The 13,478-nt window shown below is 51.9% G+C and carries 11 protein-coding genes and 1 pseudogene; 1 reads left to right on the top strand and 11 read right to left on the bottom strand.

Going from position 1 to position 13,478, the window contains the following annotated elements:
- Positions 1–5: 5 nt before the first annotated feature.
- From dnaJ to JRJ22_RS22305, 6 genes and pseudogenes are all read right to left on the bottom strand, one after another.
- Complete coding sequence (gene dnaJ / locus JRJ22_RS22280) at positions 6–1,130, bottom strand: molecular chaperone DnaJ (RefSeq protein WP_206101553.1); 1,125 nt, start codon at positions 1,128–1,130, stop codon at positions 6–8.
- 118 nt (positions 1,131–1,248) lie between these two features.
- Positions 1,249–3,084 (bottom strand): molecular chaperone DnaK, encoded by a 1,836-nt coding sequence (gene dnaK / locus JRJ22_RS22285; protein ID WP_206101554.1) that lies wholly within the window; start codon positions 3,082–3,084, stop codon positions 1,249–1,251.
- A 169-nt stretch (positions 3,085–3,253) separates the two neighbouring features.
- Entirely contained in the window at positions 3,254–3,826 is a 573-nt protein-coding gene (gene grpE, locus JRJ22_RS22290; protein WP_206101555.1) for a nucleotide exchange factor GrpE, read from the bottom strand.
- Positions 3,827–3,875: 49 nt separating this feature from the next.
- Positions 3,876–4,907, bottom strand: a complete 1,032-nt coding sequence (gene hrcA / locus JRJ22_RS22295; protein ID WP_206101556.1) for a heat-inducible transcriptional repressor HrcA — start codon at positions 4,905–4,907, stop codon at positions 3,876–3,878.
- A gap of 147 nt (positions 4,908–5,054) precedes the next feature.
- A pseudogene (locus JRJ22_RS22300) lies at positions 5,055–5,878 on the bottom strand (SDR family NAD(P)-dependent oxidoreductase).
- Between the two features lie 104 nt (positions 5,879–5,982).
- Positions 5,983–6,582, bottom strand: coding sequence for a TetR/AcrR family transcriptional regulator (locus JRJ22_RS22305; protein WP_206101557.1), 600 nt, complete (start codon positions 6,580–6,582; stop codon positions 5,983–5,985).
- 157 nt (positions 6,583–6,739) lie between these two features.
- Between JRJ22_RS22305 and JRJ22_RS22310 the strand changes: the two genes are divergently transcribed.
- On the top strand, positions 6,740–7,465 hold the full coding sequence (locus JRJ22_RS22310) for a hypothetical protein (RefSeq protein WP_206101558.1): 726 nt from the start codon (positions 6,740–6,742) through the stop codon (positions 7,463–7,465).
- 95 nt (positions 7,466–7,560) lie between these two features.
- On the opposite strand, the gene JRJ22_RS22315 is transcribed toward JRJ22_RS22310, so the two are convergent.
- The 5 genes from JRJ22_RS22315 to JRJ22_RS22335 all read right to left on the bottom strand — a co-directional run bounded on the left by JRJ22_RS22315 (position 7,561) and on the right by JRJ22_RS22335 (position 13,384).
- Positions 7,561–8,055: an N-acetyltransferase gene (locus JRJ22_RS22315; RefSeq protein WP_206105259.1), complete on the bottom strand. Its 495-nt coding sequence runs from the start codon at positions 8,053–8,055 to the stop codon at positions 7,561–7,563.
- Positions 8,056–8,147: 92 nt separating this feature from the next.
- Positions 8,148–9,320 (bottom strand): radical SAM family heme chaperone HemW, encoded by a 1,173-nt coding sequence (hemW, locus tag JRJ22_RS22320; protein ID WP_206101559.1) that lies wholly within the window; start codon positions 9,318–9,320, stop codon positions 8,148–8,150.
- Positions 9,321–9,466: 146 nt separating this feature from the next.
- Complete coding sequence (gene lepA, locus JRJ22_RS22325; RefSeq protein WP_206101560.1) at positions 9,467–11,281, bottom strand: translation elongation factor 4; 1,815 nt, start codon at positions 11,279–11,281, stop codon at positions 9,467–9,469.
- Between the two features lie 121 nt (positions 11,282–11,402).
- On the bottom strand, positions 11,403–11,879 hold the full coding sequence (locus tag JRJ22_RS22330; RefSeq protein ID WP_206101561.1) for a hypothetical protein: 477 nt from the start codon (positions 11,877–11,879) through the stop codon (positions 11,403–11,405).
- Positions 11,880–12,019: 140 nt separating this feature from the next.
- Positions 12,020–13,384, bottom strand: coding sequence for a stage II sporulation protein P (locus JRJ22_RS22335; protein WP_206101562.1), 1,365 nt, complete (start codon positions 13,382–13,384; stop codon positions 12,020–12,022).
- Positions 13,385–13,478: the final 94 nt, after the last annotated feature.

Below are 13,478 nucleotides of genomic sequence, written 5' to 3' on the forward strand. Positions count from 1 at the left end.
GATACTCAATCACCGCGGAAGGCACGCTTCACACGGTCAAAGAAAGATTGCTCCTGCTCATGCGTGTTCTCTCCGTTGTAGGAAGCGAACTGGCGCAGCAGGTCCTTTTGCTCATCGCTAAGCTTGCTTGGGGTGACTACAATGACCCGCACATGCTGATCACCTGTACCGTTGCCGCGCAAATGCGGAACACCTTTGCCTTTGAGGCGGAAGAAGGTGCCGGTCTGTGTTCCGGCCGGAATCTTGAGCTTCACTTTTTCAGTTAAAGTAGGAATTTCGATTTCATCACCAAGCGCTGCCTGGGCGAATGTCAGCGGAACCTCGCACATAATATCGTCGTTCTCGCGCACAAAGAAATCATGGCTCTTCACACGGATCACGATGTACAGATCTCCGGCCGGGCCGCCGCGCGTGCCGCCTTCGCCTTCGCCGGTCATTCGCAGCTGTGCGCCGTCATCGACACCGGCAGGAATGCGCACATGAATCTTGCGCTGCTTCCTAACCTTGCCCTGGCCTGCGCAGGTCGTACATTTTTCCTTGATAATCTTGCCTGTGCCGCTGCAATTGGAGCAGGGGCGGCGGTTACGCATTTGTCCAAGCGGGGTATTCTGTACGAATTCCTGCTGGCCGCTGCCATGGCAGACGGAGCAGGTCTCCGGTTTGGTACCCGGTTTAGCGCCGGAGCCGAAGCAGGTATCGCAGGCTTCCGTCCGGGGAATCGTAATGTCGGTCTCCTTGCCGAATACCGCTTCCTTGAACTCAATGGTCATCGTGTACTGCAAATCGCCGCCGCGCTGCGGGGCGTTCGGATCGCGGCGTCCACCGCCTCCGCCAAAGAACATGTCGAAGATATCACCGAGTCCGCCGAAATCTCCGCCCCCGCCAAAGCCGCCGCCCATACCCTGATTAGGGTCGATATGACCGTACTGGTCATAACGGGCCCGCGCTTGGCCGTCACTCAGCACATCGTAAGCTTCCTTCACTTCCTTGAACTTGGCTTCGGCATCACTGGCTTTGTTGACGTCCGGATGATACTGGCGAGCCAGCTTGCGGTAGGCTTTCTTCACTTCATCGTCTGATGCATCTCTTCCGAGGCCCAGAACCTCATAATAATCGCGTTTCTCTGCCACTGCTTTCACCTCCGTACATCCATACTGATCATTCTTGACAATTTAAAGGGAAAGTCAAAACACGGGATGCCCCGGTTTGACCTTCCCTCTCTTCCACAATAGTGTTTATCGTTTAAGGTTAACCTTGATTCTTCTCATCGTCAACAACCTCATAGTCCGCATCAACGACATTGTCCTTCTTAGCGCCTTCCGGAGCGCCTTCAGCGCCTTGTTCAGCCTGTGCAGCCTGTTCATACAGCTTCACAGACAACTGCTGTACAATCTCAGTCAGCGCTTCTGTAGCTGCGTTGATTTCTTCCAGGTTGTCAGTTTCCAGTGCTGTTTTTACTTTGTCCTTAGCAGCGTTTGCTTTCTCGATTTCGGAAGCATCCACTTTGTCGCCGAGGTCTTTGATTACTTTATCTGTAGAATACACGAGCTGGTCAGCATTGTTTTTTGCTTCAACCAGTTCTTTACGCTTGCGGTCTTCCTCAGCGTGCAGCTCGGCATCCTTCATCATTTGTTCAACTTCGGCATCGCTCAAGCCGCTGGAAGAGGTGATCGTGATCTTCTGGCTCTTGTTCGTGCCTTTGTCTGTGGCAGATACATTTACGATACCGTTGGCGTCGATGTCAAAAGTAACCTCGATCTGCGGTACACCGCGCGGTGCCGGCGGAATCTCGTTCAGCATGAAGCGGCCCAGTGTTTTGTTGCCGTTCGCCATTTGGCGTTCACCCTGCAGCACGTGAATTTCAACGCTCGGCTGGTTGTCGGCAAAGGTCGAGAAGACCTGGGATTTGCTTGTAGGGATTGTAGTGTTGCGTTCGATCATCTTCGTGAACACGCCGCCCGCAGTTTCAATACCCAGGGACAACGGGGTTACGTCGAGCAATACCACGTCTTTAACATCACCAGTCAATACACCGGCTTGAACAGCAGCACCCAAGGCTACTACTTCGTCCGGGTTAACGCCTTTGTGCGGTTCTTTGCCTGTAAGCTTCTTGATGGCATCCTGTACGGCAGGGATACGTGTAGATCCGCCTACCAGTACAATCCGGTTAAGGTCAGCCGGAGTCATGCCAGCATCACTCAGGGCTTGACGTGTAGGTCCAAGTGTACGCTCTACGAGACCTGCAGTCAGCTCATCGAATTTCGCGCGGGTCAGGTTGATTTCAAGGTGCTGAGGCACGCCGTCAACCACAGTGATGAACGGAAGCGATACTGTAGTTGTCAGTACGCCGGACAGCTCTTTTTTCGCTTTTTCAGCTGCATCCTTCAGACGCTGTACAGCAGCTTTATCCTTGCTCAGGTCAATGCCTTGCTCTTTCTTGAATTCAGCTACGAGGAAATCCATAACTACCTGGTCAAAGTCGTCACCGCCGAGGCGGTTGTCACCGCTGGTAGCTTTTACTTCGAAGAAGCCGTCGCCCAGTTCAAGAATCGATACGTCGAATGTACCGCCGCCGAGGTCATAGACGAGGATCGTTTGATCTTCGGATTTCTCCAGACCATAGGCAAGCGCTGCAGCAGTTGGTTCGTTTACGATACGCAGAACTTCAAGGCCTGCGATTTTACCGGCATCCTTGGTAGCTTGACGCTGGCTGTCATTAAAATAAGCAGGAACCGTAATAACAGCTTGGGTAACAGGCTGTCCCAGGTATGCTTCAGCATCGGATTTCAGCTTTTGCAGAATCATGGCCGAGATCTCTTGTGCCGAGTAATCTTTGCCGTCAATGCTTTCTTTGTGGTTCGTGCCCATGTGGCGTTTGATTGAAGCGATGGTGCGGTCTGGGTTCGTAATAGCCTGGCGTTTCGCTGTTTCGCCGACGATACGCTCGCCGTCCTTCTTAAAGCCTACAACCGATGGGGTTGTGCGCGCGCCTTCCGGATTTGGAATAACGACGGCTTCCCCGCCTTCCATAACGGCAACGCAAGAGTTGGTGGTTCCAAGGTCAATCCCGATAACTTTACTCACTGTAATGTGCCTCCTCAACAATATTATGGAGCTTAGGCTCCTATGGAATGATCAATAGTTGCATAATGAACACAAATGCTTAAAAGACACCCGCACATGACCGTATGGCCGGAACATCCGGCAGCACCGTATCATAGCAGGCAGGTGATGCCTTAGGTATATAGACAGACTACATGCTGACTTTGACCATGGCCGGACGAAGAACCTTATCTTTCAGAAGATAGCCCTTCTGGACCTCTTCCGTCACGATACCTTCTTCGTACTCCTCGCTCTCCACCTGCATAATCGCCTGATGATATTCAGGGTTAAAGGGCTGTCCTACCGTTTCCATTGCTGTAAGTCCTTCAGACTTCAGTACCCCTTCAAGCTGGCGGAAAATCATATTGATGCCTTTGGTGAAGGCTTCGGATTCTGCATTCCCCGGAGCAGTTACCAGTGCACGCTCAAAATTATCAAGTACGGACAGCAGCTCACCTACGAGCTTGGAAGTGGCGTACTGGGCCAGCTCTTCCTTCTCCTTCTGGGTACGGCGGCGGAAGTTGTCGAAATCAGCCTGCACGCGCAGCGCGCGGGCCTGAGCCTCCTCAGCCAGCTCCTGGAGGCGCTTAGCGGCTTCACCGCATGAAGCCTCCTCGAAGGCTGCATCGTTCTCCTGCACGGCTTCTGCCTCATCTGCCGCCTGAGTTTCGTTTATAGCCTCATCATTCATCTCATTCGAATCTTGAACCTGTTCCTCTTTCAAGTTGTCTTCACCTCCTTCAAATCATTCACGAAAATCATTTACACTCTGTTCACTTATACCAGTGTGCCAGCATCGCTGTCAAATCCCGGGAGATAATCCCCAGTATGCCCATCACGCGCGCATATTCCATTCGGGTCGGTCCCAGGATGCCAATACTGCCCAGCGCCTTGCCGTCCAGTGAATATGTGGCTGTAATCAGGCTGCAGTTGGCAAAGGCCTCATGCTTATTCTCCGTTCCGATGCGCACCTGTATACCGGTTCCGCCGGATGCGGGGGCCAGCATTTTAAGCAGGGTCGGCGTTTCTTCCAGCAGATCAAGAATAGTTTTGACCTTGTCGACGTCCTTGAACTCCGGCTGGGTCAGCATATTGGTCGCTCCGCTGAGATAAATGCGCTGTTCATGATCGCTTTCCAGCGCCTTGTCCAGCACCTGCATTAATTCTTCATAGTGGGAAATGTGACGCTGCATTTCCTCGCCCAGCTCGGAATAGAGCTGGCTCTTCAGCTTGTAGAGCGGAACATTCACCAGCTTGCTGTTGAGCAGATTAACCACCTTTTCCATTTCGGAAAGGGAAATCTCCGGCGGAATCTGAACCGTACGGTTCTCTACCTGTCCGGTGCTGGTTACAATAATCGCTACGGCATTGTTGCCGTCGAGCGGAAGCAGCTGAAAATGGCGCAATGAAGTATGAAAAACCTCCGGTCCGAGTAGGATGGAAGTGTAATTCGTCATATTGGAAAGTATCATTGCCGCATGCTGGATAACCTGCTCTGTAGCGTTCAGCTTCTCGGCGAAAAAAGCGCGGATCGTGCCCATCTCTGCCGACTCAGCGGAATTCCACGGTACCAGATGATCCACATAATAGCGGTAGCCTTTATGGGACGGAATTCTTCCCGCCGAAGTATGAGGCTGCTCCAGATACCCTAACTCCTCCAGATCGGCCATTTCATTGCGGATCGTTGCCGGACTGTAGCCCACATCGCCCCGTTTGGAGATGCTGCGCGAGCCTACCGGCTCAGCGGAAGAAATATAATCATCCACGATAGCGTTAAGTATCATTCTCTGGCGTTCAGTTAACATGTAATTCCCTCCTATCGGCTGTGGCTCCGATTCGTTAGCACTCTGTCGAGATGAGTGCTAACCACTAATACAAAAATACCAAACTGACCTTGGCATTGTCAAGTCAGTTCGGCATCTTGAGTGCGTTATCATGGTGACTTTTCTCAACTATTCCGACCTTAAGCTGGCCTCCCTTGCTTTCTTGCAGACAAACTGCATGACTTTGCGGTGCAAAACAGGAAACAGCGTAAACGTTATATCCATCGTCCTGCGCAGCGGCATCGGATGAACCAGCACCTCATTTTTATCCAGCCCCCTGATGGCAAGTGCCGCAAAATGCTCGGGCGTCATCAGCTTTTGCTTTCTCACCTGGGCGATCACCTGCTCTTATCCATCTTAATCGCCTCTCCGGAATCAAATATCGGAGTATCCACAAAAGCGGGGCACAGGCAGCTAACGTTAACCCCGTAGGCTTCAGCCTCATAATGGAGAGAAGTCGTCAGCCCTACCACGGCATGCTTGGTCGCTGAGTAGGCTCCTGTCGTAGGGGCAGGCCCCAGGCCTGCCGCAGAGGCAGTATTAGCTATGCTCCCGAAGCCTTGCTCCTTCATCAGCGGATACGCCGCCTGTACACCATGAATCACTCCCCATATATTCACATCTATGATCTGCTTCCAGTTTTGCTCTGTCATGTCGCAGAGTTCCCCGTACATCGCTATTCCCGCATTGTTGAACATATAATCCAAACGCCCGAATTCCCGGTGCACACCGCATACCAGTTCCTTCACCTGCCGAGCATCTGTTACATCTATCTCTGCAAAGGTGCTTTCACCGCCAAGCTGGGTGAGTTCGGCCGCTGTAATTTGCCCTTGCTCCGTATTTAAGTCTGCAATAACCACATGCACTCCCCGTTTGACCAATTCTTTGCCAATTGCCTTGCCTATACCGGAAGCTCCGCCTGTTACGATGCCTACCCGTCCGATCTCCTGCATTTTCATCTCTCCCTATGAATTGTATGTAGTCCATCCTGAAGAACACATTGGAACAAAATAGGACGATCGTTCTAATTCGACTAAGCAAAAGATTAGCACTTGACTCATCCCTTGCCGCGGATTCCATCCACAAAAATCTTTACACTCTGCCGAAACAGTGCCTCCAGGGGCTCTGGTTCCATCGTAAATAGATGCTGACATAGTCCCCCCATCAGAGTGCCGAACAAGAAGCCCGTAGTCTGCAGCTCTGCTTCCTCGAGCCTGAACTCCCCGGTCTCCGCACCCAGCTTAAAAATCTCATAATAGGCCTGCATAGGTGTTGCCGCCAGTCCCATCAGCTGAGCTACCGTCTCCGGTGAGGTTGCGTGATTGCTGCTCACTTCCTGTCCTGCCTGCAGCAATGGTGTTTTATAGTTGTTCTGCACAAAATGCGCAATCGCATAAAGCTTCTGAGTAGCCGTCCCGTAATCTGCCGAGATTCTCTCCCACCGCTCTTTCCAGGAGGCCATCGTTTCCAGTGCCAGGTATACGAAGAGCTTCTCTTTATTCTCAAAATGATAATAAATATGCCCTTTGCTGAACCCCGATTCCCTGGAAATATCGGCGATAGAAGTACCGGCAAATCCCTTCTGCGAAAAAAGCCTTGCCGCCTTCTCTGCGATGACCGACCTTGTCTCTTCACTGTCATAATGCCTTTTGTTCATTGTACAGCCATCCCCGATCAAAATTGAACGAACGTCCTATTTTTAAGATATAGTATAATTACAGATTTTTCAAGATAAAGTCATTATTACGGCATAAGCATCGCAACCTCTGCCTATAACCTTCGTCTGAATATAAAAAGGGGGGCGGATAAACGGCATGAAACTAAAACGTTCTTCCATATTCATGATTTTTGCAGCTGTGCTGCTCTTGGCCGGCGGTGCTTGGGTTTATCTGAAGGACAGGGCCGGTCATTATGAATGTTCCTTCGGTGAATCTGAATATGCTTCAGTGCTGCAGTGGGACGGTATTGTCTATGAACAAAATTGGGACAGCCCGCTCACCGGTCTTCATAAAGGGAAGTTGGTTGGTGAGATCACCTACACTACAGCAGACCATAAATGCCCTCGTACGGTTATGCAGGATGGAGACGCCACTCTCCTTGATGTCGGCACGCAGCTGTATGAAGTGACCGGGTATAAGGCATCCGCCAGGCTATGGGCGGGGGACAGACTGTATGACGCCCATAGCAATCCTGCCGCTAAGACACTGAATGACCTCCTGGATATCGCAGGCAAAATTGAGAACGTCCGCTTCATCAGCGGCATGGACGGTACTACTCACCTGATGGATTTCACCCCGGAGGCTGCCGGGATATTTATTAGGGAGTTTCCCAAGCTGAAGTACCTTCCGTTCCAGGAACTATACAAACAGACCAAAGGCTGGGTCGGAGATAACTACTGGCTCGAAATCGAAATGAAGGACGGGTCTACAATGAACATTCTGTATAATACGCTGTCCCCCTCCTTCAACCCTCCTGCGTACGCTACGCCGGAACTTGCAGCACTTGTAGAGCAGCAGCGCAAGCTGATCTATACCAAGTAAGTGACGGATTAAAAAAACCACTATTCACCCGGAACCGCGCCTCGGACGAATAGTGGTTTCTTTTATTTATAAATAACGAAGCCAATCCGCTCCGGTTAATCCAGTCTCTTCAGCACCGCGATTTCATCGCAGGCATGCTGCTTCTTGCAGTTCACGCAATCAGTCCAGACCTTCTCCGGGAAGATTTCCTTCTCGACCACGGTGAATCCGTTTCTGAGGAAAAAATCTACCGCATAGGTCAGAGCCATAATCTTCGGAATGCCCTGGCGTTTCGCTTCTTCCGTGAGCTTCTCCAGAATCATGGAGCCTACACCTTTGCCCTTGCCTTCATCACGTAGACCGATGGAACGGACTTCAACGAGATCATTGCCCAGTCTGAACAGCGATCCGCAGCCCACAAACCTGCCGCCGATTTCGGCTATCACAAACTGATCAATCTGGCGGGTCAGTGCTTGCCTGGAACGGGGTAACATGATACCGCGCTGGGCGTATTCCTCTATCATTAAGTACAGCGGCTCAACATCCTCCACTGTAGCATTTCTGCATATTACCTTGTGATCTCCCGCAGGAGCCGCCGACTGGCGGATCATTTCCGTCTTGACAAGCACTTTGACTCACCCCTCGTTGTTAATATGAATAAATATACAACACAGTGAATTACAATTCAAGGGGTATTTTAAAATTAAACTTCTGTCAAAGCACCGACAAATTCACCGAAAACATCATTCCCGAAAAGGATTCCCTGCTTGCTCAGCCGGTAGGTGTCACCCTCATGCTCCAGCAGCCCGGCATGCAGCATCTTATGCAGCGAAGCCCCGAAGATGTCCTCCAGCGTTGTACCGAACTGCGCCTGGAATGCGCTGCCCGATACTCCTTCGCGCATCCGCAGACCAACCATCATGAAATCCTCCATAGCCTCCTGTTCGGAGATCTCGAAAGAGTCCAGGCGCGGCAGGCCGCTGCGTGAAGCTTCGACATAAGGGTTGACGCCTTTGATATTCATATGCCGCTGGCGTTTGACGTATCCGTGTGCACCAGCACCAAGGCCGTAATAATCTTCATTGCGCCAGTACGTTATATTATGGCGGCTCTCCATGCCCGGTTTGGCAAAGTTACTGATTTCGTATTGGGTGTAGCCGGCCGCCTCCATCGTTGACATGAGCAGCAGGTACATCTCCAGCTCATCCTCTTCACTTGGCAGCGGAAGTTTATTCTTGTTAAATAGCGTGTGGAAAAGCGTATTCTCCTCCACCTTCAGGCTGTAGATCGAATAATGCGGCAGGTCCAGCTCCAGCGCTTTGCGGATGCTCTCTCTCAGCATATCTACCGTCTGGTTGGGCAGCCCGAACATGAGATCGACCGACAGGTTATTCAGCCCTACACTGCGGGCATTCTCCAGACTGCGGTAAACGTCGTCCACATTGTGAATCCGACCGATTCCGCTTAGCAGCTCATTCTGGAAAGCCTGCACGCCAAAGCTTACCCGGTTGACGCCGCCTTCCTTCATTACAGTCAGCTTATCCATATCTGTCGTGCCGGGATTGGCCTCCATGGAGAACTCGATATTCTCATCCCACTGCGGGAAATGCTTGCGTACCGATTCCAGGAAATAAGCCATTTCATCCGGCTTCAGTACGGTTGGTGTTCCGCCGCCGACAAAGATTGTCTTAATTACACCCGGAGGTGTCTCTTTCACGGTCAGTTCCATTTCCCGGTCAAGCGCGTGCAGATAATCCATGACCGGCTGGTCTTTCAGTACATAGGAATTAAAGTCACAATAAAAGCACTTATTCGTACAAAACGGGATATGAATATATACGGCCTCAGGGGGACGGCCACTTAATTGAGTTGTCATAGCAGTCTCCTTCATCTTATATTAGCGCCGGAGCAGCGGCGCAGTCATTGATCCAAAAAGTCAGAAAAGGGAAGCCTTAAGGCTTCCCTTGCAGATCAGTTTACACACATCAGGAACAGTGCTGCGCACTGTTACCAGGGACAAATTTACTCGTCGATCTTCAGAACTGCCATAAACGCTTCCTGCGGCACCTCAACACTGCCGACCTGCTTCATGCGTTTCTTACCTTCCTTTTGCTTCTCCAGCAGCTTCCGCTTACGCGAAATGTCACCGCCGTAGCATTTGGCGAGTACGTTCTTGCGCATCGCCTTGACGGTCTCACGCGCAACAACCTTGGTTCCGACAGAAGCCTGAATCGGCACCTCGAACATTTGCCGCGGAATAATGCCGCGCAGCTTCTCGCAGATAATACGTCCGCGGTTATAGGCACGGTCGCGGTGAACGATGAACGAGAGAGCATCGACCTGCTCGCCATTCAGGAGAATATCCATCTTCACCAGATTGGACTGGCGGTAACCGGAAATTTCATAGTCGAAGGAAGCGTAGCCCTTCGTACCAGATTTCAGCTGGTCGAAGAAATCATATACAATTTCCGAGAGCGGAATCTGATAAGTGATCGTTACCCGGTTGGAATCGAGATACTCCATGTTGACGAATTCGCCGCGTTTATTCTGGCACAGCTCCATTACGGTTCCTACGTAATCGTTCGGGACGATGACCGCAGCTTTGACGTAAGGCTCTTCCACATAATCAATCGTTCCGATCTCCGGATAATGCGACGGGTTGTCAATGGTGAGCGTCTCGCCGTTAGTCAGCATAATCCGGTAGATAACGCTTGGTGCAGTCGTAATCAGCGGCAGGTTGAACTCGCGCTCAATCCGCTCCTGGATAATTTCCATGTGCAGCAGGCCAAGGAATCCGCAGCGGAAGCCGAAGCCGAGCGCACTGGAGCTCTCCGGCTCGAAGCTGAGCGAAGCATCATTCAGCTGCAGCTTCTCCAGCGCTTCACGAAGGTCATTATAATCAGAGGTTTCGATTGGATACAGTCCGCAATAAACCATCGGGTTGATCTTGCGGTAACCCGGCAGCGGCTCCGGCGTCGGATTCTTCGCATCCGTCACGGTATCCCCGACACGGGTATCGCCGACATGCTTGATTCCGGCGACGATAAAGCCGACATCACCGATATTCAGTTCGTCGACAATGGTCATACGCGGCATAAAGGCACCGACTTCAATGACATCGAATACTTTCTCGGTTGCCATCATCTTAATCTTCGAACCTGCGCGGATGCTTCCGTCAATTACCCGGACATAGACGATAACGCCTTTGTAAGGATCATAGTGGGAGTCAAAAATCAGCGCTTTCAGCGGCTCTTCGGAATTGCCGGTTGGTGCAGGGACCTGCTTAACCACCTGCTCCAAAATTTCCTTAATACCGATGCCCGCTTTGGCAGAAGCAAGCACTGCTTCGCTGGCATCAAGTCCGATCACATCCTCAATCTCCTGCTTCACCCGTTCCGGATCAGCGCTTGGCAGATCGATTTTGTTGATGACCGGCAGAATTTCCAGGTTGTTGTCCAGCGCCAGGTATACGTTAGCCAGCGTTTGCGCTTCGATCCCCTGTGCAGCATCTACTACAAGCAATGCGCCTTCACAGGCCGCAAGGCTACGGGATACCTCATAAGTGAAATCGACATGTCCCGGTGTGTCAATCAGGTTCAGCAAATAATCCTGACCGTCGTCAGCACGGTAAGTGAGGCGGACGGCCTGCAGCTTAATGGTGATCCCGCGTTCACGCTCCAGATCCATCTGGTCAAGGACCTGCTCCTGCATTTCGCGCGAGCTTAGTGCGCCTGTATACTCAAGAATACGGTCGGCCAATGTCGATTTACCATGGTCTATATGTGCAATAATCGAGAAATTGCGGATTTGTTGTTGTCTTTTCTGAACGTCAGTCATTCCTTACCCCCACAGACAGCCTAATGTTAATCCACTTATTATAACAGTACGGGCTTCCCCCATCAATCCCGTGCAGCAGGGAAAGTAAAGAAACAGGAGCACCATCCTGTAATTAAGTCCGCTACTCGGCTGAATCAAACAGGGAGACGACCCAGCGGATACTTTTTTGCGAAGCCTGCTGCAGCAGACCCGCCGTTTTATCCGCAAGCACATCAATTGTCGGCTTCTGTTCCCCGGGAATCAGAATCTGCTCCGGAGTCAGCGTACTGTAATCCGGTACCTCCTGCTGCGGAAGTCCTGTGGCAGGTGTCTGGACTGCAGTCTGCGTCTGAGCCACCGGAAGAGCTGTGTAAGCACCTGTAGCCGGATCTATGGCAACCGGCACGTAAACATAAGTTTGACCGTTCTGGGCTATCCCCGTTCCCGTCACCGGCGTTGCCGCAGCTTGGCCTGTCTGTGCCACCCCGGTTGCCCCGTTCCAGCCCGGCAGCACCGCACTGGTTCTGGTTCCACCGCTGCTGCCGAACTGCATGCCAACCAATATGCCGATGCCCGCCCAAATGCCGACCATGACCAGCTTCTTGCCGAAACGCGACATGTTGACTCCTCCTTTATCTGCTTATTACCAGTTCTGTTTATTTATAAGAAGCAAGCTACCGGCTGTCACCCTGTTTGCTTCCAGGGTGACAGCCAGCCTGCCTTTTTCCCCCAATAAATTTCGGGCATCGCTTTCTGCTTCTAGTCCGCCTGACCGCTGCTCTCCTGTGTACCGGCAGTGCCTTTTTCAGGGGCAGCCGCTTTTTCAGCATCATGACTGTTCCAGTACACATCCGCAATCGCATCGGCCAGCACATCCGCCGTCCGTTTCAGCTCTTCAGCAGAATTGTCGATTCCCCCCACTTCGATTAAGACGCTATTAGGAGAAAGGGTCTGATTGTACTCCCCGTTATTGCCATTACCGGAAGATTTGCCCCAGATGCCGCGTGACAGTCCCGGATAGCTCTTCTCCAGCACTTGATGAATCGAATTGGCGAAGGCTTCATTCTTCTTCCAGTCTTTGTTGGCATGCCCCAGGATAAAATAGACCTGTGCGTAGCTTTCGCCATTGATGACTGCGGTTGTTTTGCCATGCCGCTGCGAATCGCGGTGAATATCGATCAGTTCAGTCATTTCCTGATTGGCAGCCATTGCCGCTTTAATGGTGATCCGGGAATATTTATAGGAAAAGTTCCAATTGTAATCCGGTACTTCTGTCGCATAATCCTCCTGCGCATGCACCGTGCCAATCCCGCGTTGTTCCAGTCTGTCGGCGATATAGGAGCCTACCAGCATTACATTTTTGGAAGGAACGCTGGAGCTGGGATTATCACTCTCCGCTCCCAGCAGCGGATTATAGGCTTCACGGGGATGCGAATGGTAGATTAGGATGCGTTTGACCGAAGTATCCTGCTCAGTGCCGCTGTCCTCACCAGCGCTGCCGTTGCTGCCTTGTTCTCCGGCAGTACCGGCATCCGGTGCAGTTGTCGGCTGCGGCTGTGCAGCAGGATCATCCGCAGGCTTGTCCGTATCTTCACCCGCTATAGGATCATTTCCGGATGATCCCGGATCCGTTCCAGTACCCGGCTGCGGATCTTCGCCTGCTGCCAGCTCATCCGTGCCCGGATGATAATCGGCGGGTGCGCCGGCGGTCCCTCCCGAGCCTTCCCGCAGCAAAAAAGGATCATCTGCCGCAAGCCCCGGCACCTCACGCGAGAGCAGGCTCTTGGGATTGCCGGGATCGACGCTGGTCAGCATCCGGAACACAAACGAAGTTACCTTGGGGGCAGAGAAGGCAGAGGGCTCTTCGCCCTTTGGCAAATGCGGAACCTCCATCCCCAGCAGCTCCATGAAAAATCCGCTTGATAGCGAGGCGGCCAGTCCTTTCATAGAAGGAACAGGGGAAGAATTCAGCTTTTGTCCGGCCAAACCGCCGGCTCCAAGCAGCATGAAAAAGACAAGTGAGCCTCCGGCCAGCAGCAGCATCGTTTTTCCCAGCGACAGAACGTCCAGCACTTTTCCCCGCAGTCTGCCGATATTCCATAGCTGAAACCATTTTCTGTTCATTATTGTTATGTCCTCCTCCAGCCCTCTGTAATCTCTTATACTTCAAATCTATGAGCAGGGAAGGAATACTAGAACCAAAAAAAGAGACAAAGAG

The sequence above is a fragment of the Paenibacillus tianjinensis genome, from assembly GCF_017086365.1.
Lineage (GTDB): Bacteria > Bacillota > Bacilli > Paenibacillales > Paenibacillaceae > Paenibacillus_AQ > Paenibacillus_AQ tianjinensis.